This is a genomic window from Citrobacter sp. Ce006, assembly GCF_030336535.1.
GTDB classification, from domain to species: Bacteria; Pseudomonadota; Gammaproteobacteria; order Enterobacterales; family Enterobacteriaceae; genus Citrobacter; species Citrobacter europaeus.
The window spans coordinates 836,899-857,875 of record NZ_JAOWDO010000072.1; the positions used below are offsets into that span (position 1 = coordinate 836,899).

The following is a 20,977-nucleotide window of genomic DNA, read 5'->3' on the forward strand; positions in this document are numbered from 1 at the left end:
CTTTAGATAAAAGAAACCTCCGCAGAGCGGAGGTTTCGCCTTTTACAGACCTGATTAGTATCTTAGGCCGACGCCAGGCGTCTTGTCAGGCCTATAGCCAGTCTGCAAATTAGAACGCGGAAGTGTCCTGGAACAGACCCACTTTCAGATCGTTAGCGGTGTAGATCAGACGACCATCAACCAGCACTTCACCATCAGCCAGGCCCATGATCAGTCGACGGTTGACGATGCGTTTGAAGTGAATGCGGTAAGTGACTTTCTTCGCGGTCGGCAGAACCTGGCCGGTGAATTTAACTTCGCCTACGCCCAGCGCGCGGCCTTTACCTTCGCCGCCCAGCCAGCCGAGATAGAATCCAACCAGCTGCCACATGGCATCCAGACCCAGGCAGCCTGGCATCACAGGATCGCCGATAAAGTGGCATCCGAAGAACCACAGGTCCGGGTTGATATCCAGTTCAGCTTCAACATAACCTTTGTCAAAGTTGCCGCCGGTTTCGGTCATTTTGATGACACGGTCCATCATCAGCATGCTTGGTGCAGGCAGTTGTGGCCCTTTTGCGCCAAACAGCTCACCGCGACCAGAGGCAAGAAGGTCTTCTTTTGTATAGGATTCGCGTTTATCTACCATGTTCTCTGTAAGCCTTATTTTATTGAAGCACGCAGGATAGCTAACACGTGTACGCTGAACAAGTCCGATCAGTTCGGAATAATCCAGTTCAGCCAGCGTAGCGGCCAGGGAAAACGGTGACGACCTTCCTGTTGCGTTGCCGTAGCAATACGCTCCTGGATAGTTTGCATCAGCGTTGTCTGGCCTTCGCCATCCCACACCAGATTTAATAACAGTGGCAGCGCATCGGTTACGTCGTCCACCGCCCAGATAGTGAATTTTTCTTCTTCTATGGCCTGTAGCAGCGCGGGCTGCAGGCTAAGGTGTCTGACGTTCGCTGAAGGAATGATAACGCCCTGCGTGCCTGTTAGCTCACGCTGTTGGCAGATGGTGAAGAAACCTTCAATTTTCTCGTTCAGACCGCCAACAGGTTGCGCCCGACCAAACTGATCGACAGAACCGGTAATGGCGATGCTTTGATTAACAGGAACGTCGGCGAGGGCGCTAATTAATGCGCACAGTTCGGCCATGGACGCACTGTCGCCGTCTACTTCACTGTAGGATTGCTCAAAGGTCAGCGAGGCGGAGAAGGGGATTTGCTGCTCAAGCTGGAGTTCCGACATCAGGAACGCCTGCATAATCATCATCCCCTTCGCGTGAATATTTCCGCCGAGCTCGGCTTTGCGCTCAATATCCGTAAATTCGCCATCGCCAATGTGAACCACACAACTGATGCGTGAAGGTTCTCCAAATGCGCGTGGGTGGCCAGGAAATTCAATCACCGACAGGGCGTTGATTTGGCCGATACGCTCACCTTCCGTCTCGATCAGGATCTGTTCCTGCAAGATCTCATCCTGCATACGTTCGGCGAGGAAACCTTCCCGCCATTCGCGCTGGGCCAGCATCAGGCTGAACTGCTCAGCATTGCAGGTTTCGCTCTCGCATAACGGTGCCACTTCTTTGAACTGTCGGGTTATCCACAGCGGGTTAAGCGGCAATGTATCCTGTTCACCGGTATAGCGAACGGCTTCACGGATTAGTACTTGCCAGGCATCAGGGGCCGGGTAGGGTAAATTATTGCGCGTCGCGGTATGCGTTACCCACTGACACCACTGCGTCATGGTTTCGGCATCCACAATCTGCAGATTATCTTCAAACTCGCTATAAATAGCCTGCTCAGCCAGCTCAGGTTCCATGTCCTGGAAATCTGCCAGTGATTCACGCTCACCGACTAATACCACTTTCAGTTTAAGGGGCATAGATGGAACGGAGACGGGCAGTGGGCGAGACTCATCAAAAGCTACCCAGTCAAAACGCTCGTGGCTGACAATGGCTTTCAGGCGCATCCACAGCAATGGTTGGGCCAGCAGGGTGCGCAATGAAATAACCAGCACACCACCGTTGGCCTGGTGCACAAGACCTGGCTGCAGGGTAACTTCGCCGTTGAACTGGCGCAGACAGCCAAACAGTTGTTCGGCTTCAACCCAGTCAGCGCTGACTACCTGAGTTAACGTGGCAAAATTGTCTTCTGCTCTCTCAGCCGCACGATAGCGGATAGTGTGACCGGAGATATCATAATGCCCCCCGGTGAGGCTTCCTGCATCTGAATGCAGAGGCCGTGCAGCCTTTGCGATAAGGTCGATATACTCAAGCTCTTCCGGCGCTTTTACCAGCATAAACGAGGACGTCGTCCAGTGCTGTAGAAGCTGCTCTAGCGCAAATTGTAAACGTGGCTGAGTCTCACTAAGTAAGGTATCGGTGTCGTCAGTGACGTGCGGCTGTGCAAATACTTCCTGATAACTATCGGTATCAGGAACCAGATCACGCCATGCAAGTTTCGTAATGGTCAAAGTTGATGTTTTTTAGTCTGTTGTAAAAAACGAGATTATACCGTAACCATCATCACTGCACACGTGGAAAGCGCCGTGAAACGGATGTGATGGCACGCGACAGTTCACAGGCTGGATATTCTTTTCTTCAGATGCCGAAAAAGCTGATATTCTGATAAGAGTTACACGGTAACATTGAGATCGCAATGAAATATCAACAACTTGAAAACCTTGAAAGCGGCTGGAAATGGAAGTATCTGGTGAAGAAGCATCGTGAGGGGGAATTAATCACCCGTTACGTAGAGGCCAGCGCTGCCGAAGAAGCCGTTGATTTGTTGCTAACCCTCGAAAATGAACCGGTTCGGGTTAACTCCTGGATTGAAGAACACATGAACTCTGCGCTGCTAAATCGTATGAAACAAACCATACGAGCGCGGCGTAAGCGGCACTTTAACGCTGAGCATCAGCATACGCGAAAGAAATCAATCGATCTGGAATTTATGGTCTGGCAGCGCTTAGCAGGACTTGCGCAGCGGCGTGGAAAAACGCTTTCTGAAACCATTGTGCAACTGATTGAAGATGCGGAGCATAAAGAGAAGTACGCGAACAAAATGTCGACATTGAAGCAGGATTTACAGGCGCTGCTGGGAAAAGAATAACGACAGAATGGCGATATGTTTGTTTACAGTGATGCTTTGACTGATAAAAGGTGAAAAAAAACCCCGCAAAGCGGGGTTTTTTATAAGACGATAACTTAAGCCTGAGGCTGAGTTACAACGTCTTTGATACCTTTAACTTCGATCTCAACACGACGATCCGGAGCCAGGCAGTCGATCAGTGCAGCGCGAGCTTTCACGTTGTCACAGGTGTTGCCAGTAACCGGGTTGGATTCGCCCATGCCACGTGCAGAGATTTTGTCAGAAGGAATACCTTTAGAGATCAGGTAATCAACAACGGACTGAGCACGTTTCTCGGACAGACCCTGGTTGTAAGCGTCAGAACCGATGCGGTCAGTGAAGCCCAGAACAACTACGGAACCGTCTTTCGGATCCAGGTTGCTCAGCTGGCTGTACATCTGATCCAGAGCCTGCTGGCCTTCTGGTTTCAGAGTAGCTTTGTTGAAGTTGAACAGAACGTCAGACTTCAGAGTGAAGTGCTTGGTCTGTACTTCTGGAGCCGGAGCCGGAGCAACAACTACTGGAGCTGCTTCTTCCTGCTGACCGAAACGGTAAGAAACACCAACGCTCAACAGACCGTTATCCGGACGACCACCAACGGTGTTCGCGTCACCGATGTTGTTGGTCCACTGGTATTCCAGACGGGTAGCGATTTCAGGAGTAATTGCATACTCTACGCCACCAGCGAATACTGGGGATACACCAGTGTCGTGGTCTTTGAAGCCTTCGTTGTTTTTAGCGTCTGCACGCCAAACCATACCACCCAGACGGGTATAAACGTCCAGATCGTCAGTGATTGGGTAACCCAGTTTAGCGGTCAGCTGAACGCCCTGAGCTTTGAAAGCGCCGTTATTGTGGGTAGCATCAGTAGCGCCTTTGTACGGCATACGACCTAACCAGTCGTAACCCATTTCGAAACCAACATACGGGTTAACCTGGTAACCACCGAACGCACCAGCACCAAGTTGACTTTCGTGGGTAGGACCGGAGTTGTTGATCTGGTTGTTGCCAATATCATGGTACTGAGACCAGCCCAGTTTAGCACCAGTGTACCAGGTGTTATCTTTCGGAGCGGCCTGCGCCACGGTAGCGAAACCAGCCAGTGCCACTGCAATTGCGATAGCTGTCTTTTTCATTTTTTGCGCCTCGTTATCATCCAAAATTCGCCATGAATATCTCCGAAGAGAGATAACACGGTTAAATCCTTCACCCGGGGACCAGTTCAATAGTTACTCTACCGATATCTGCGGCTTACGCCGAGCACCCCTGGCGATGTAAAGTCTACAACGTAGTTGAAAACTTACAAGTGTGAAGTCCGTCAGGCATATGAAAAAAAAAGGCTTGTATACACAATATTTAACATTTATAGATGAATAAATGTACTGAGGATTTCCTGAAAACCGCTTCAGACAGGCCTTCAGCCGGAAAACACGTTATAGCTCAACGGCAATTTAAAACATGAAAAAAAATTCCAGGATAAATCCTAATTTTACTCAATGATACAAATTCGAGTGAATTTTTAGCCCGGAATGCTGTCTCCCCGCAAGTGTCTGAGCGCGAACAGGACGCATGATAAACCCCATCGCATTACCTTCATCTGCCGCTTTTACCAGCTCGGCATGTTCATCTTCGGTTAATTCTTCCGTCAGCCAGCCGATGACAACGCTGTAGTTACCTGTGCGCAGCGCTCGAACCATCGATTCCAGCGTATTGCAGGGGGAGAGCTGGCTGATTTGCATGACTTTGGTCAATGGAAGCCCAGCCGACTGTACCCACTCACGGCTTAATTTTTGCTGAGGGGTCAGCCACAGCTGCCAGCGTGATTGCTGCCCTAACTGTTGCAGCAGGGGCAGCAGCAGAAGCTGCGTCATCATGGGCTGGTCTTCGCGATAGACCACTTCACTGATAAGCCCAGCGGTAGCATTCTCTGATGAAACGCGCGCAATACTGCTTGATGCGGAAGAGAACGACGAAGAACGATTTGCATAGCCTGAAGTGTACATAATCAATCCAGCCCTGTGAGTTACTGTATGGATATACAGTAACCCTGCCATCAATAAAGATCAACCTTATTTTCGGAAACAGGTTCGCAATTTTTAGTCGTCGTCACGGGAAACATTAAATTCATCTTGCCCCATACGCATAAGTTGCCTATTTTCGTCATTAACGGATCAGTTACTGCAAATTATTTGCTTACGTTATGATTTAAAAGGATTTTTATGAAAGAGCTTTCTTATGCAAGGATCTATAAATCACAAGAATATCTGGCTTCTCTGGGAACAATTCACTATCGCTCACTGTTTGGTGGCTACAGTCTGACGGTTGGCGATACGGTCTTTGCCATGGTCGCCAGCGGTGAGTTATATCTGCGCGCCTGTGAGCAGAGCGCACAGTACTGTGTGAAAAATTCTCCTGTCTGGCTGACATTTATTAAGCGCGGACGTCCGGTTGTGCTCAATTATTACCAGGTGAACGATGCCCTGTGGCAAAACCAGCAGCAGTTGGTATCGCTATCACGATATTCACTGGATGCAGCCGTTAAGGAAAAACAGAGCCGCTTTGCACAACATCGTCTGCGGGAATTACCGAATATGACGTTTCATCTGGAGACCTTGCTAAACGAAGCAGGTATTAAGGACGAGGGGACATTGCGATCGCTGGGAGCCCAGATGTGCTGGTTGAAACTGCGGCAGAATAACCCGGCGTTGACGGTAAAAATTCTCTATGCCCTTGAAGGGGCGGTCGGCGGAGTGCATGAAGCCGCGCTCCCGGCGACGCGTCGCCAGGAGCTGGTTGAGTGGGTGAGTTCTCTTACGCCGGAACCGGGGTATTAGATGGCAGCACGGCAATTTGTTGCTGTAAACGCCGAATTTCAGGGAGCAGGGCAATCAGTAACCCAACTTGCTGTACGACCAGTGGCTCCTTACTGTCCGGACGTGGCTCGAGATGCTGAATTCGCTGCTTCAGACCGTCCAACGCCTGGTATACGCGCTGTTCGTCGGCAGGTTGATGGTGAAGCGCATCATCTACATAACAGACGGCATCATCCAGCAACGCCAGAACGTCCGGATTAGTTAACTGCTCACGGTGTGCGCCCAAAGCGGAAATGTAGCTGGTAAACGTATGGTTAAGACACAGCAAGCGAAACGCCGTTTCGCGCGTCTGGGCCGTGACATCCGGTTCACTCGACATATTCGACACCACCGAAGCAAGTTCCGCATCACGATTGTGCGCGTCACGACGGGCGATACGGTATGCCAGACGATTGTCACGCCCCTGATGGTATTGCTCGAGAATAGCATCAAGATAACGACAGTTAGCGTCGGTAGCCCGTTCAATCACCCGCGGAAGATTACGAAAACGCCAGTCTGGCCAGATAAAACTAACAGCAGCCCACGCGATGGCACAGCCGATCAGCGTATCTATCACGCGCGGAAGCGCAACCTCGAAACCTTCACCGAGCAGGTTAAAGCACAGCAGTACCAGCAGCGTAATAAACATGGTGGCATGCGCGTACTGAACGTTACGAAAGGCAAAAAACAACACGCCAGTGATCACCAGGAGTATCAGTTGCCCTTCGAGAGAAGGTACAAACCACAGGATCGGTAAACCAATGGCGATCCCGACTAATGTGCCGATAATCCTGAGTGCCAGGCGATGCCGGGTGGCGTTGTAGTTTGGCTGGCAGACAAACAGGCTGGTTAACAGGATCCAGTACCCGTGGTTCATGCCGGTTATCTGGATAATGGCATAGCCGACGCAAAGTACCAGCGACATGCGGACAGCATGGCGAAACAGGGCCGACTCAGGCGTGAAATTACGGCTCAGCCGTAACCAGATATCGCTGAATCCATGCGGACTGTCATCGGCAAGCTGGTTTTCAGACTCATTACGAGAAAGGACCTGGGCCTGTTCGGACTCAATGGTTGCCAACTGGGCATCGATGGCCCGTAGGTTTGACAGCAAAAATCCCAACGTGTTGAGCAGGTCGGCAGGCTCACCACTCGCGCGCATGCGCTCAAGCGCAGCATCTATATGGGTGAAGACGCGCTCAAAGTGTGGATCGTGCTGATAAGGCGTACGTAATAAAATACAACGAGACAGTTGTGCACACGCCTGTCCCTGCATCGACATCAGGCGCTGGAAGCGAAACATCACGTCGCTGTGGCGGAAATGGTCGCGCAGCGTTTGATACTGAATATGCGAGGAACTTGCGCGTTCGTGAATATCCTGCGCCACAAAATAGTAATGTAGCGTGCGACGTGTTCCGCGCTGTCCGCGATCGCCACGCAGGCGAGTCAGCAAAGATACCTTCGTCTGGTTTAACGTCGCCATCAGTTGCCCATTCGCAAGGGCCAAATCATACAACGGCGCCTGGCTTTCATCTTCTATATCGGGATCAAACAGACGCGATTTCAGTTCCAGGTAGTGCGCTAACTGTTCGTAGCTACGCGCCAGATTGTCCTGCAAGGGGCGGATGGGAAACAGAAGATGGCCGGTCAGGGTTAACAGGTTGTACCAAATGGCGCCAGCCAGCAGCAGGATCGGCTGCTGATACCACTGATCGTAAAGCGAGGTGCCCAGCATCGTGTAAATGGCAATCAGCAACGCGCCAAAGGCGATGGTTGCATAGCGCTGGCCTAAACCCCCGAGCAGTATAAAGCCGCTGGTGGAAAGCGTTAACCCAATCGCAAACAGCCATGGCCATGGGAAGAGCAGTTCGACCGAGGCCGAGGCAATGAAAAAGCACACCAGCGTGATGATTAAATTGCGCAGGCGGCCTGCAAGACGATCGTCCAGGTCGGTAAGCGCGGCAGCGACCATGCCCAGCGTGAGCGGAATGGTCAGCTTAACGTCGCCCAGCCACCAGGGCAGCGCCGTTGTGCCGCAAAGTGCGATAAAAATTCGCACGTAGTAAAGCCAGGTGCTGTTCCAGGTATAGCGTTTGAGCAGAGGACTTAACATAAAGGCCATCGGTCCTGATTATTCGAAGCGACGACGCGCATTAGCTTCACGCGCTGCGCGAGCTACTTCTACGGATACCACCCGGCGACCAACTGGCCACAGTGCAATCGCCGCGATTTTGAAATTCGCAATGCCTACCGGGATACCAATAATCGTAATGCACTGGGCAATACCGGAGACTATGTGCATCAGGCACAACCACCAGCCGAAAAAAATCAGCCAGAAAATATTGAGCACCGTGCCGCCAGTATTCAACAGGACGTTTTTGCCCGCTGGATTAAGCTCATCGACATGAATCGCTTCGTTGCCATAAGGAAACAGCGAGAGCCGGGTTATTTCCCAGCAGGAGCGGGTCAGGGGGAGAGTAAAAATAAGCACGATACTGACCAGCGTAGCCAGTAGCCAGGCTAAGGTGGTGGCGAATCCACCGAGCACAAAATTTAAAATATTCAGAACAGTACGCATAAACCCTCGGTTAACTCTGGTTTTCTGTGAATTCGGCAATTGTAACGTTTTTTTGGGCTGGAGCACGTTTTCTCTGGCGGTTACACTGATAAGCAAATCTCTTCGTGTGGATCCGCTTGAGTCTTATGGAACTGAAAGCAACTTCTCTTGGAAAACGTCTGGCACAACACCCTTACGATCGGGCCGTTATTCTTAATGCCGGGATTAAGGTTTCCGGCGATCGTCACGAGTATCTTATTCCCTTCAATCAGTTACTGGCTATCCATTGTAAACGCGGTCTGGTATGGGGCGAGCTGGAGTTTGTACTCCCGGACGATAAAGTGGTACGTCTTCACGGTACGGAATGGGCGGAAACCCAGCGCTTTCATCACCATTTGAATTCGCTCTGGCAGCAGTGGAGCCAGGAAATGAGCGACGTCGCTGCGGGAGTTTTACACCAACAACTCGAGGCGATTGCGGCGCGTACCAGTGAAAATAAATGGCTGACGCGCGAGCAGACGTCAGGACTACAGCAGCAGATCCGTCGTGCTTTTGCCGCACTGCCGCTCCCGCTCAATCGGTTGGAAGAATTTGAAAATTGCCGTGAAGCGTTACGCCAATGCCAGGCATGGTTGAAGGACATTGAAGCTTGTCGCTTACAGCACAACCAGGCGTACACCGATGCCATGCTGGAAGAGCATGGCGAATTTTTCCAGCAAATTGAATCCTCGCCGTTGAATCCGGCCCAGGCGCGGGCGGTGGTGAATGGTGAACAATCATTATTGGTTCTTGCGGGTGCCGGAAGCGGAAAAACATCCGTCCTGGTCGCCCGTGCGGGCTGGTTACTTGCGCGAGGGGAAGCGGCAGCTGAACAAATCCTGCTGTTAGCGTTCGGACGTAAAGCGGCCCAGGAGATGGACGATCGCATCCGTGAACGTCTGCATACGGAAGAGATAACCGCACGGACGTTTCATTCACTGGCGCTACACATCATTTCGCAGGGGAGCAAAAAAGTCCCGACGGTCAGCAAGCTGGAAAATGATGCCTCTGCTCGCAGCAAACTTTTTATAACGACATGGCGTCAACAGTGTAGTGAGAAAAAGGCGCAGGCCAAGGGCTGGCGGCAATGGTTAGAAGAAGAGATGCAGTGGTCTGTACCTGAAGGTAACTTCTGGGATGACGAAAAATTGCAACGCCGGCTGGCTTCCCGGCTGGATCGCTGGGTCAGCCTGATGCGTATGCATGGCGGAGCGCAGGCGGAGATGATCGCCAATGCTTCGGAGGAGATCCGCGATCTGTTCAGTAAACGCATAAAACTGATGTCACCACTGCTCAAGGCCTGGAAGGGTGCACTGAAAGATGAGAATGCCGTCGATTTTTCCGGATTGATCCATCAGGCAATTGTCATTCTGGAAAAAGGCCGATTTATCAGTCCGTGGAAGCACATTCTGGTTGATGAATTTCAGGATATTTCTCCTCAGCGTGCCGCTTTGTTAGCCGCACTGCGCAAACAAAACTCACAGACTACGCTGTTCGCCGTAGGGGATGACTGGCAGGCAATTTATCGATTCAGCGGGGCTCAGCTTTCGTTGACCACCGCATTCCAGCAAAACTTCGGCGAGGGTGATCGTTGTAATCTGGATACCACTTACCGTTTTAATAGCCGTATTGGCGAAGTTGCAAACCAGTTTATCCAGCAAAATCCCCATCAGCTTACGAAACCGCTCAACAGTCTGGTGACTGGCGATAAAAAAGCCGTCACGTTGCTCGATGAAAACCAACTGGATCTGCTGCTGGATAAGCTGTCGGGATTTGTAAAGGCAGACGAGAGAATTCTGGTGCTGGCGCGATACCATCATCTCAAACCTGCCAGTCTGGAGAAAGCAGCCACTCGTTGGCCCAAGCTACAGCTGGAATTTATGACTATCCATGCCAGTAAAGGACAGCAGGCGGATTATGTTATTGTTGTGGGGCTTCATGAAGGGAATGACGGTTTTCCAGCCCCGGCCCGCGAGTCGATTATGGAAGAGGCATTGCTCCCGGCGGTGGAAGATTTCCCGGATGCCGAAGAGAGACGCTTGCTGTATGTGGCGCTAACGCGCGCGCGTCATCGGGTATGGCTACTGTTTAACAAAGACGCGCCATCATGCTTTGTTGATGAGCTTAAGCAATTAGACGTTCCGGTGACCCGGAAACCCTGAAAAGCAGGCGGTAATTACCGCCTGCTTAGCGTTTATTTGAGGCGTTCTGCCAGATAACGGGCGTAATCCGGGATCAGGATGTCCGTTGCATCGTTGAAGTTTGGCGACTGGATAATAAAATCAGCAGTCGACACGTTGGTGGCAACGGGAATGTTCCATACCGTCGCCAGACGCAGCAGGGCTTTGACATCAGGATCGTGGGGTACGGCGTTAAGCGGGTCCCAGAAGAAGATCAGCACATCAATTTTCCCTTCTGAAATCAGCGCACCTACCTGCTGGTCACCGCCCATCGGGCCGCTCAGCATGGCGTTGACGTCCATTCCTGTCGCGCGTTGGATCAAGTTTCCTGTTGTTCCTGTGGCGTACAGAACGTGCTTTTCCAGCAACGGCTGGTGGCGTTCTACCCAGCTCATCAGCATCTTTTTACAGTGATCGTGTGCAACCAACGCAATGTGTTTACGCGCTGGCAATGTGCGAGTCGTTAATTCCATAGTACAGCTCCCAAGTTAACCTGGTTACAGAGTACTGGAAGCTCTTGACGCTGCAAGAGAAAGACCAAAAAAATGCGTATGCGAACATAAATGTCATGAAGGCGGCTGTTTCTGAGCCCATTGCAAAAAGTTACTTCGCGTTTGTGCGTCGGCCTGCTGGAACCAATATTTTAAACGCTGCTCGGTCAGCGTTTGCGACTGGGGCGGCACGCGATCCAGTTCAGATACCCCGGAAAGTAGCGAACTGTCATCGGCCATCATCGTAGCAAACTGCGGTAATGAAGCATGTTTAGCCGCTTTGTTATAGCGTTCAGTCTCCATTTCATAATCCACGATTTTTGCCGTGGAGGTGATAGACAAAATATCCAGCTTGACGGGGATAGGCATGGCATCCCCATCCAGCAGTTCCACGCGTGGAGCGTCATCGAAATGCGTTGCGTCCCGCTCATTGTTCAGCCGCGGAAGGTGGAAATTAACCTGGCTGACGAGTTGGGTATCAAAGCTGATGACCAGCGGAGGCGAAATGTACAGACGTTCTTCGTGACTCGATAAACGAATGGTTTTTTCTACACGAAATACAAGCTGGTGCCGACCATTTTCCAGCTCAATACTTTCGGCACCACGCAGTAATGAGCTGGAGACTTTTTTTCCGTCCAGCACCAGAAGGTCAATATCATTAGACAGGCGTAAAGAGGTAGCAAAAACGGTTACCGGCAAACACAGGGCAATTAAGGCTGTCACAATGCCGGCTTTCATAGGTTTCTCCTGTCCAGAAAATATCTGCAAACATGTATCTAAATTTTTCGATAATCATGTTTACTAACATATAGACATATTTTTGAGTTTAGCTCTCATGCGCCAGTATGGGATGAATGGTTGCAGGGGCAGGTTTGTCGTACACTTTGCTAAACAGCCTGGAGGAAAATGATGAAAGAGACCGATATTGCTGGCATTTTGACATCTACTCGTACGATTGCACTGGTTGGCGCAAGCGATAAACCCGATCGCCCAAGCTATCGCGTGATGAAATATTTACTCGATCAGGGCTATCACGTTATTCCCGTTTCACCGAAGGTTGCCGGGAAAACGCTGCTGGGGCAGCAGGGCTATGCAACGCTGGCGGATGTGCCAGAGAAAGTGGATATGGTCGATGTCTTCCGTAATTCTGAAGCGGCCTGGGGCGTTGCTCAGGAGGCTATCGCCATTGGTGCTAAGACGCTGTGGATGCAGCTTGGCGTCATTAACGAGCAGGCGGCCGTGCTGGCGCGTGATGCGGGGCTGGCGGTAGTGATGGACCGCTGCCCGGCGATCGAGATCCCGCGACTGGGGCTGGCGAAGTAGGATTGGGCTGTAGCCGTATGAAATGCACAGGCCCGATAAGCAAAGCGCCATCGGGCCTGTGTTAGGATCAATTACGCAGGCGCGGAGCCTGAAGCTGTTTACGGATTGTTCGCGCCAGTTCATCCATCGACGGTTGCTCCGGATGTTCTTCCTGCAGTTCGCTACTCAACTGTGCTTCGGCCAGATACGTATGCACTGGCAGACCATTATCGTCTTCCATCACCACGTGATACCAGGGAGCGGCGCGAAGTTCGTCGTTAACCGCCAACTCATCGGCTGACGGCTCATCAAGCGAATATTCCGGGTCGATATCCACGACCACTCCGAGGTAACCTAACAGGGAATGGCGGACCTGCTGGCCGATACCGAATTTGCTGGCAATCATAGTCACCTCCCGGGAAATAGATACCCTCTATGTAAGGGTAATATTCCACTTTTCAAGTTACATGATGCGACAGGCAAACCCTTTCAGATACAGCCCTTCCGGGTAGGTAGCGATCACCGGATGATCGGCGGCCTGACGGAACTGCTCTATAAATTGTACATCACGACCAGCATCTATTGCGGCATCGGCGATGATTTTCTGAAATAAATCGGTGGTCATCAGTCCAGAGCAGGAAAATGTCAGCAGTACGCCGCCAGGGTTGAGCAACTGAATTGCCAGCATATTGATGTCTTTATAACCGCGGCAAGCGCCCATCAACTGGCTTTTGTTTTCGACAAATTTCGGCGGATCCATCACGATGACATCAAATTTCTCACCGCGATCGCGATAGGCGCGCAGCAGTTTGAACACATCATCACGCACAAATTCGGCTTTACTCAGATCCAGCTTATTCAGTTCAACGTTCTGGCGGGCAATATCGAGCGCTTCCTGAGAGGTGTCCACGCTGACCACCTGACGGCATCCGCCCATTAATGCTGAGACCGCAAAACCGCCGGTATAAGAGAAACAGTTCAGCACACGCTGGTTCTCCACATAACGGCGCGTGGCCAGGCGGCTGTCGCGTTGATCGAGGTAATAGCCGGTTTTGTGACCATGCTGAATATCAACCAGCAGCTTCATTCCGTGCTCTTCGATAGGCAGCAGGGCAGGAGGCAGTTCGCCCGTTACTGGCCCTTGGGTCAGCTCCATACCTTCTTTTTTACGCACGGCCACATCGCTACGGTCATAAATGGCACAGTCAGGGAAAACAATTTGCAGGGCGCTAATTAGTGCGGCGCGTTGATATTCAGCACCGGCGCTGAGCAACTGCAACACCAGGAAGTTGCCGAAGCGGTCAATAGTGACACCCGGCAGACCATCGGATTCTCCGGCGATCAGACGATAGCTGTCCAGACCGTCTTTTTTCGCCAGCCAGTCACGCCATGTCTGAGCCTGCTGCAGACGACGGGTAAAGAAATCAATATTGATGGATTCAGACTTGTCGAAGGTCCAGACGCGTGCACGGATCTGTGACGCCGGTGAGAAGGCACCGCGTGCCAGCCATTTACCCTGGTGGTCAACAATATCAACGGTTTCGCCAAGGTTGGCTTTACCTTCCATACGGGCGACAGCACCGGAAAATACCCACGGATGGCGGCGAAGTAATGATTTTTCGCGCCCCTTGGCTAACACTAAACGAGGATAATGTGGAATTGTAGATTCAGTCATGCGGAGCAACCTCTCACAAACAGTGACGCGGGCTGGAGTAAAGTACCAACCTGAAACCATTAAAATAAAATGGCGCGTAGAGTAGCACAGATGGTGAGGTCAATCATCAGCGTATGGCGTTGAGCGTTTCGGCACAAAACGCTATCACAGAGGCACAGTTTCTTTTATGCCCACCGTTTACATTGCTATTTCTTAATCAGAAAAAGGAAATACAATGAAAGCTGTCTACTCTTTGGCTACCGCCGCCATTGTCGCGTTGAGTTTTAATGCCTCTGCCGCCTCGACGTTTCGCCTCAACAGCACCGACATACCCGCTAACCTGCAGTTAACGCAAAAACAGGTGTTTAAGGGATTTGGCTGCAGTGGCGACAATATCTCCCCGCAACTGAGCTGGCAAAATCCCCCAACTGATGCCAAAAGTTTTGCCATTACGCTGTTTGATCCTGATGCGCCAACGGGAAGCGGCTGGTGGCACTGGACCGTCGTAAATATTCCTGCTCAGATCCACACTCTTCCTGGCGGGGCCAGCATGGATAAGTTACCCGCAGGAGCAGTTCAGGGACGCAATGATTTCGGTTATGCTGGATTCGGTGGTGCCTGTCCACCGCCGGGCGATAAACCTCATCGCTATCAGTTTACCGTGTGGGCGTTAAATACAGACGCGTTGCCGATTGACAGTAACGCCAGCGGTGCCCTGGTCGGTTTTATGCTGAACAGCCACGTGATTGCCAAAGCTGAATTAACCGCCACTTACGCAAGAAAATAAAGAGGATAATCTGGTGCAGGATGTACATTTTCGCCATAACAACCTTACCACCGCTGAGGTGCGTTCCGGCCATCTGCACCGCTTGCATCGGGTTAAACTGTTTTCTGCTGCTATTTGCCATATTACGCAGGGAAGTAAGGTCATTATTCAGGATGAAAATCGTCTGGTTGCAGGACCGGGTGAGCTGATTATCATCCCGGCGAATACGCCTCTGGAGATTATTAATCAGCCGGAACAGGGAGCATTTCGCTCGGATTTGCTGTTGCTATCGACGAGCATCATTACCGCGTTTAAAAATAACTGGGTCGAGGATTTCCCTCCGGCAAAATTGACGTCGCTATGTACGCCAATGAGCAACGGACTGGCATTTATGTGGGAAAGCCTGCTGGATGCAGTACGCCAGGACTTACCTGCAAAATTGCAGGAGCATCAGGCGATGGGATTATTGCTGGCGCTACTGCATGATGGTGTGGCAGGGCCTCTGCTTATCGAGCGACGGTTTAATCTTACTGAACAGGTGCGACAACTTATTATGTTATCCCCTGCTAAGCTATGGACAGCCCAGGAGATTGCCGGTCACCTGTCTATCGGTACCTCGACGTTACGCAGACGATTACAGATGGAATCGCAGAGTTACCGGCAGATAGTCGAGGAGGTGCGCATGTCCTGTGCGCTCTCTCAACTACAGTCGACCACGCTGCCGATTGGCGAAATTGCGTTACGCTGTGGCTATCTGTCAGGTTCACGATTTACTGCAAGATTTCGCCAGCATTACGGATGTCTGCCGAAACAGGTGCGATGAGGCCTCGGTACCTGTTCCTTCATTTACGTTGATAAGGAGAACCGCAATGTCGAAAGTTTGCATCATCGCCTGGGTCTATGGCCGGGTTCAGGGGGTAGGATTTCGCTACACCACCCAGCATGAAGCGCAACGGCTGGGGTTGACCGGTTACGCGAAGAATATGGATGACGGCAGCGTAGAGGTTGTCGCCTGCGGTGAAAGCGACCGGGTGGAACAACTGATGAAGTGGTTGAAAGCTGGGGGACCGAGCAGCGCCAGGGTTGATCGGGTTCTCAGTGAACCGCACCGCCCTGGCGACGAGCTAAAGGGATTTAGTATCCGCTATTAAATACATTTCACCGGTTTCGGCAGGCCGGCAATTTTAGTCGCCTGCTTAGCCGGACCTTTCGGAAACAGGCGGTAGAGATAACGACTGTTGCCTTTCTCTTCGCCAAACTTGTTGGCCATCGCCTTTACCAGCATGCGGATAGCAGGGGAGGTATTAAACTCGAGATAAAACTCGCGTACGAAACGCACCACTTCCCAGTGCTCGGGGGAGAGGACGATACCTTCGTTTTCGGCGATTTTCTCCGCCAGCGGCTCGTTCCACAGCGTGGTATCTTTCAGATAGCCTTCGCTATCGGTTTCAATTTCATGGCCTGCAAAAATGAACATAGTGCTCTGTCGATAAAGTAAAATCCGCCCCTAGTTTAGCAAATAAGGGGCGGCGTGAGAAACCTCGACCTATAGAAGAAGCTGTAGCAGATTGTTGGCATTAAGCTTTTTCAGTGCGTTGCATTTATACGTGGATACCTGTTTTTCGCTAATCTGCGTCATATGCGCAACATGCTTTACCGATTGACCGTTAACCAGCCTGTCGAGAACATTGAACTCCATGCCAGTCAGGCAGCAATTCAGACTGCGTACCCGACGGGGCTCTTTAGCAAACAGATACGCTGCATCCACGACGGCAATTCGGTCATCAATGATATATAAGGTCAGCGTAGAAAAACGCTTACGTAAATGCGTGGCCAGTGCCCACCCTTTTTCATTGCACACCAGATAAACTGTCCCCTCCCAGCGCCTGGCCTCCAGTTGAAGAAGAATGTCGACCAGCGCCAGATGTGTCCTCGCGACGGAAAAACGGCAGCGCACAACGAGGGTGTCACAGGCCAACAGAGAACGGCGCCACTTTAACGCGCCGTTCTCCACCTGAGTTTGAGCGTTACGGCGCAGAAGGGCGTAGCGCAACCCTTCCGCATAAAAACGATTATTATCAAGAATGACGTAATTCACTGCGGCCTCTTTATAACGTACTGGGTGTGTAGATAATGCGTAGCGTGCCGGTGTAATCCCCGGCATTTTTACTGCTGGCAGCAAACGCTGGGGTTTTCAGGACTATCGGGGCCGGTACGCACAGTACGCTCTCACGCCCACCGGGCAGGACGACCTGACGCAGATGCTGCGGATCGTTGGTGCCCTGCCAGACCAGCGTTTTTCCGTTAGCGACGGTTTCGGTTACGCCGGTGACGGGATTGGTGACGTAGACCTGATAGTCGAGACGATCCCGCGTACCGATCTGACTTCCGCCGCGTCGCCGGATCGAAAATGCGCCTTCTGTACGATCTGTTGAAGAGAGTCCATCGTCCTCAAACCGTAAATAGGTGCGAGTACTGGTACTGTTCTTGCCGTCGTACAGACACATATCCAGCGTGTTTTCCCCCTGGATTTCACTGCCACCCGGCCGCCCAGGGAAGTTGGTCAAGTTGAGGTTAACGATAGGCGTTGAGTGCGGAAATGCCGGCAGATAAATCTGCTGATTACCCGGATCGACCACCTCAATGCGTATTGTGGCCTGCCAGTTAGCGATGCTGAGATAGCCAGGACATCCGACATTGACGTCATTGAAGTTCCCGCCGCAATCAGCGCTCCCCCATTGGCGCAAGTTTTGCTTCAGTGTGGCGGTCCAGATACCAGGCAGAGCGAGCCTTTCCAGTTCGCTTTTCACGATATAGAAATCAAAGTAGGGTTCTCTGTTCCAGGCTGTAACATCGGCAGACCCTCCTGAGACAAAACTGGCAAAGGTAAAGACTTTATTATTGATAAACATGTAGTGGTCGCCATAGACCTTAATGTCCACCGTTTTGCTGGTAAGGGCATGTTTGAAACGTAAATTGATAGCATAAGGCGCAGCCGGGTTCGCTGAGAACCAGACCGGTGCGTTCATGCAGGCGCCATTGGTTGTGTCGGTACGAGACAGACAAGTCAGGGTATTGCGCCCCCACTTTTGCGGATCGGCGGCATCGTAGCCGCCGGTTTCATGAAGCCAGATATCGAAACGTGCAGGCGGTGCCATGCGATCGAAGCTGATCCCAACGCTGGAGTTTCGTCCCGCAGGGGCGCCAGCCTGGGTCTGGCCAGCCCACAGGCTGAAGAAAAGCATAATAATAAAGCACTTGTTCACATCATTTCCCTATTGTGAAATTGTCTGCATTCATGGCCGTTGGACTCGTTGCTACCGATCGTCCGGCGAGCATCAACTGGGCCTGCTGCCGGACCGCATCCGGCAGGGCAGAGAAGGTTAATTCCTGGCAAGGGATCGACCCGACGTAACGCACGACGTCGCGCATACTTTTTACGTTCAGCTCGCACTGATAAAACTGCTGCTGACGTACCAGGTAGAGGTTATGCAGCAGAGCGTCGCTCTGAGCGCTAAACCCACCGTTGCCTAAGTCGCTCCAGCCATTAACGTTCAGTGGCACACCGCCGATAAACGGCGAATGTTGTTCGTCAGTTAACTGGCCGAGCCATGTGTAGCTTGCCGTGGTTTGCACGTCCCGACGGAGCAGTTTGCCCGGCACCATAAACAGCGTTCTGCTGCCTGAGCCTTGTGTTATTTCACTGCTGACACCCCTTGAGACATCCAGAGATTCGTTAATCGTCAACGTAGTCTGCTGATAACCCGGCACTGCGAAGAGCGCGCGGCTATTGCCTGGAATGTCTGCACTGCCGCCGTTATCCAGTGACACGGTGACGTTCGGATCCTGGGAATCTCCAAGTGTGGCAACGTTAACTGCGATGGCTGAGGCAGGACGTCCGTCACTCCAACGGCCTAGCCACAGGCCGGAGCGCGACAGTGCAAGCGTTGAACTGTAATTGCCGCTGCTGCTCAGAGTATGGCGCCTATCCTGACGATCCCAGGTATCGCTGACTGTCAGGCTCCCGTTGCCATATCGTCCACCCTGGCGCGTATAAGCAGAGGAATTGAGCGAATCGCTGTTAATGCCTGACGCGCTCAGTCCATACTCATTTTCACCACGTGCATCGGCATACCAGTTGTGCGCCACGTTGTAGCTCAACTGGTTTTTTTCATGCTGTTGGTGCTGCCATGTCGCGCCCAGAGAGGTATAACTTGTCGCATCGCCCTGACGGTTATGCGCCATTGACAGGCTCACGCTCAGGTAACCGCCTTTATCCTTGCCTTCGCGGGAGTCATCGTTACGCATGAAAAGGTTAATGCTGCTGTTGATGTTCAGGCCGCGCGTGCTGAAGGTCGTACTCAAGCCACTCTGCCAGGCCCGCGTTCGTGAGCGTGTCATATAAACTGGCTCCCACGGCAAGCCAACATCGTGGCGATCGTCGCTTTCCGGGAGTTCCCGACGTGAAACGTACCGGCCTTCGTTGCGGTTATCCGAATACCCCAGACTGGCATACCAGGCGCTAACAGGGACCGAAAACATTACCGACATGCTTCGGTAACAGCCATTCACGGCGTCATATCCTGCGCTTTGGGTATTGCAGTTTTCCGCTGATAACGCGTTGCGATAGAAGCTCAGCGAAAAACCGTCGTTATAGCTAATTTGCTGAATATTGCCGCGTTGTCCTTCGCTGCCGTACAGATAGCTAAAGCGGGTGCTTAGCACGCCATCGATTGGACCCGTATTAAAACCCCGACTCCAGTCGACAGCATTTTCCAGAAAATGCTGGTTTTTCTTAATCGTTACGCCGCTGGTCAGTGCCAGGGTTGGGGTAACAGGCAGGCGGACTCCCGCCTGCGCGACCGCGCTGCGTTGATCGTTTTGATCGTTATTGTCGGTTTCGCCCGCCTGCAGGAACCACTCGACGCGGTCGAACGGTGTAATGCCGGTTCGGATAAACGGTACCTGCTCGGTGCGCGTCAGTCGGTTATTTTCATAGACGGACAGCGTCACGGTATAGCTTCCGTCCGGGAACGATCGCGTGTCCAGGGTCTGAGCCCCGGCATTCAAATAAAAACTGGCCAGCAACTGATTGCCCCGGCGGGCGTCAATACGCGCGTCGTGGGAAAGCAGCACGGTGATGGGGGTACCCTTTGACTGCTGAACCGGATTAATCCATGCTCTTGTCGAGCCTGTACGCAGGCCGCGAATTTTGCCCAGCGGTAGTTGGCTGAGGTTAATATTCCCGCCGGCATTACTGAACAGATCGCGGGTATCCATCTCGCCTAACTGAATATAGTACTGACGCCAGATATCCTGGCGAAACCAGGCATTATTGACGGTTATCTCTTGCTGCTGCTGGCGCTTTGAACGCTGCCCCAGCCAGATCCAGTCGAGGTTAAAGTAACCGTCCTGCGTCATGGCCAGTGCGCCATTGCCCTGAACGGTGGCTGACTGATAATCCCTGTCAGCAACAAAATTGATATTCTGTTGATGGATCAACGCATTCTCGCTGCCCTGTGTGGGCTGATACCACTGGTTGTCTGTGGTCTGTTTAGGCAGAAATTTCTTGTCCAAAAACAGGCTAATGCGCGCGTTATTCTCGTCATAGATAATGGCCGTGCGATGGGTATCAATGTAATCACATCCCGTTGCGGAACCATTGCTGCTGCACGCCAGGTTGCCGTTACGAGCAAGTGGAACGGCCAGCGCAGCAGACACGGTGGCAACAAGGGTAGGATCGTCATTAAACTGACGTTTGATGGTCGCTACCAGGGTTTCTGGCGCGACAAAACTTACCGTTTCAAGCGTGATATCCGTTTCAAAAAGGCCAAGCGATTCGCCATAGAGGTTTACCTCTGTCCACAGACGCTGCGTTTTTGCCAGATCTTCAAAACCTGCCGGCACGGCCATCTCGGCGCAGGCGAGTTGGATGGATGCAGGTAATAAAGCAACTAAAAGGAGAGTATTTGTGTGAAACGCCATGACCGAGCCTCGACATCATCCTGACATCAGAGGGCGAG

21 protein-coding genes are annotated in these 20,977 nt (G+C 51.9%); 7 read left to right on the forward strand and 14 right to left on the reverse strand.

What is annotated here, in order from left to right; all coding sequences use genetic code 11:
• Nucleotides 1-109 precede the first annotated feature (109 nt).
• Entirely contained in the window at nt 110-628 is a 519-nt protein-coding gene (fabA, locus tag OGV94_RS18230; protein WP_003035875.1) for a bifunctional 3-hydroxydecanoyl-ACP dehydratase/trans-2-decenoyl-ACP isomerase, read from the reverse strand.
• Between the two features lie 68 nt (nt 629-696).
• A complete protein-coding gene (locus OGV94_RS18235) occupies nt 697-2,457 on the reverse strand; it encodes an AAA family ATPase (protein WP_043015788.1) in 1,761 nt (586 codons plus the stop codon).
• 185 nt (nt 2,458-2,642) lie between these two features.
• Here OGV94_RS18235 and matP point away from each other — a divergent pair, with 185 nt between their 5' ends.
• Nucleotides 2,643-3,095, forward strand: coding sequence for a macrodomain Ter protein MatP (gene matP / locus OGV94_RS18240; protein WP_043015789.1), 453 nt, complete (start codon nt 2,643-2,645; stop codon nt 3,093-3,095).
• A 95-nt stretch (nt 3,096-3,190) separates the two neighbouring features.
• Here matP and ompA read toward each other — a convergent pair whose 3' ends face one another.
• A complete protein-coding gene (gene ompA / locus OGV94_RS18245) occupies nt 3,191-4,249 on the reverse strand; it encodes a porin OmpA (protein ID WP_016156137.1) in 1,059 nt (352 codons plus the stop codon).
• Between the two features lie 357 nt (nt 4,250-4,606).
• A complete protein-coding gene (gene sulA / locus OGV94_RS18250; RefSeq protein ID WP_043015790.1) occupies nt 4,607-5,116 on the reverse strand; it encodes an SOS-induced cell division inhibitor SulA in 510 nt (169 codons plus the stop codon).
• A 216-nt stretch (nt 5,117-5,332) separates the two neighbouring features.
• Here sulA and OGV94_RS18255 point away from each other — a divergent pair, with 216 nt between their 5' ends.
• Nucleotides 5,333-5,947, forward strand: coding sequence for a TfoX/Sxy family DNA transformation protein (locus OGV94_RS18255; protein WP_043015791.1), 615 nt, complete (start codon nt 5,333-5,335; stop codon nt 5,945-5,947).
• Here the strand turns inward: OGV94_RS18255 and yccS are convergent.
• Nucleotides 5,925-8,078 (reverse strand): YccS family putative transporter, encoded by a 2,154-nt coding sequence (gene yccS, locus OGV94_RS18260; protein ID WP_043017873.1) that lies wholly within the window; start codon nt 8,076-8,078, stop codon nt 5,925-5,927. The genes OGV94_RS18255 and yccS overlap by 23 nt on opposite strands.
• Nucleotides 8,079-8,096: 18 nt before the next feature.
• Nucleotides 8,097-8,543, reverse strand: a complete 447-nt coding sequence (locus tag OGV94_RS18265; RefSeq protein ID WP_016152485.1) for a YccF domain-containing protein — start codon at nt 8,541-8,543, stop codon at nt 8,097-8,099.
• Between the two features lie 125 nt (nt 8,544-8,668).
• Between OGV94_RS18265 and helD the strand changes: the two genes are divergently transcribed.
• Entirely contained in the window at nt 8,669-10,723 is a 2,055-nt protein-coding gene (helD, locus tag OGV94_RS18270) for a DNA helicase IV (RefSeq protein ID WP_043015792.1), read from the forward strand.
• A 32-nt stretch (nt 10,724-10,755) separates the two neighbouring features.
• Here helD and mgsA read toward each other — a convergent pair whose 3' ends face one another.
• Together mgsA and csgI are read right to left on the reverse strand one after the other, a co-directional pair.
• Entirely contained in the window at nt 10,756-11,214 is a 459-nt protein-coding gene (mgsA, locus tag OGV94_RS18275) for a methylglyoxal synthase (RefSeq protein ID WP_016152487.1), read from the reverse strand.
• A gap of 93 nt (nt 11,215-11,307) precedes the next feature.
• Nucleotides 11,308-11,970 carry a curli synthesis inhibitor gene (csgI, locus tag OGV94_RS18280; RefSeq protein WP_043015793.1) on the reverse strand — a complete coding sequence of 221 codons (663 nt, stop codon included), beginning with the start codon at nt 11,968-11,970 and terminating at the stop codon, nt 11,308-11,310.
• A 171-nt stretch (nt 11,971-12,141) separates the two neighbouring features.
• On the opposite strand from csgI, the gene OGV94_RS18285 reads away from it, so the two are divergent.
• Nucleotides 12,142-12,555, forward strand: a complete 414-nt coding sequence (locus tag OGV94_RS18285; protein ID WP_006685217.1) for a CoA-binding protein — start codon at nt 12,142-12,144, stop codon at nt 12,553-12,555.
• Between the two features lie 67 nt (nt 12,556-12,622).
• Here the strand turns inward: OGV94_RS18285 and hspQ are convergent, their stop codons facing one another.
• Together hspQ and rlmI are read right to left on the reverse strand one after the other, a co-directional pair.
• Nucleotides 12,623-12,940: a heat shock protein HspQ gene (hspQ, locus tag OGV94_RS18290; RefSeq protein ID WP_043015794.1), complete on the reverse strand. Its 318-nt coding sequence runs from the start codon at nt 12,938-12,940 to the stop codon at nt 12,623-12,625.
• A 57-nt stretch (nt 12,941-12,997) separates the two neighbouring features.
• Entirely contained in the window at nt 12,998-14,209 is a 1,212-nt protein-coding gene (gene rlmI / locus OGV94_RS18295; RefSeq protein WP_199994021.1) for a 23S rRNA (cytosine(1962)-C(5))-methyltransferase RlmI, read from the reverse strand.
• A 214-nt stretch (nt 14,210-14,423) separates the two neighbouring features.
• Between rlmI and OGV94_RS18300 the strand changes: the two genes are divergently transcribed.
• The 3 genes from OGV94_RS18300 to yccX are packed head-to-tail and all read left to right on the forward strand — an operon-like array spanning nt 14,424 to nt 16,105.
• Nucleotides 14,424-14,975, forward strand: a complete 552-nt coding sequence (locus tag OGV94_RS18300) for a YbhB/YbcL family Raf kinase inhibitor-like protein (RefSeq protein WP_075144915.1) — start codon at nt 14,424-14,426, stop codon at nt 14,973-14,975.
• Between the two features lie 13 nt (nt 14,976-14,988).
• Nucleotides 14,989-15,777 (forward strand): AraC family transcriptional regulator, encoded by a 789-nt coding sequence (locus OGV94_RS18305; protein WP_043015797.1) that lies wholly within the window; start codon nt 14,989-14,991, stop codon nt 15,775-15,777.
• Nucleotides 15,778-15,823: 46 nt separating this feature from the next.
• Nucleotides 15,824-16,105 carry an acylphosphatase gene (gene yccX, locus OGV94_RS18310; RefSeq protein ID WP_020996508.1) on the forward strand — a complete coding sequence of 94 codons (282 nt, stop codon included), beginning with the start codon at nt 15,824-15,826 and terminating at the stop codon, nt 16,103-16,105.
• Here the strand turns inward: yccX and tusE are convergent.
• The 4 genes from tusE to OGV94_RS18330 form a co-directional block, all read right to left on the reverse strand.
• Nucleotides 16,102-16,431 (reverse strand): sulfurtransferase TusE, encoded by a 330-nt coding sequence (tusE, locus tag OGV94_RS18315; RefSeq protein ID WP_043015798.1) that lies wholly within the window; start codon nt 16,429-16,431, stop codon nt 16,102-16,104. The genes yccX and tusE overlap by 4 nt on opposite strands.
• A 69-nt stretch (nt 16,432-16,500) precedes the next feature.
• The gene (locus OGV94_RS18320; protein ID WP_075144914.1) at nt 16,501-17,052 is read right to left on the reverse strand and encodes a LuxR C-terminal-related transcriptional regulator; all 552 of its coding nucleotides are present in this window, start codon (nt 17,050-17,052) and stop codon (nt 16,501-16,503) included.
• 10 nt (nt 17,053-17,062) lie between these two features.
• Entirely contained in the window at nt 17,063-18,220 is a 1,158-nt protein-coding gene (locus OGV94_RS18325) for a CblD like pilus biogenesis initiator family protein (RefSeq protein ID WP_052128074.1), read from the reverse strand.
• 1 nt (nt 18,221) lies between these two features.
• Nucleotides 18,222-20,939 (reverse strand): TcfC E-set like domain-containing protein, encoded by a 2,718-nt coding sequence (locus OGV94_RS18330; protein ID WP_286523918.1) that lies wholly within the window; start codon nt 20,937-20,939, stop codon nt 18,222-18,224.
• Nucleotides 20,940-20,977 lie beyond the last annotated feature (38 nt).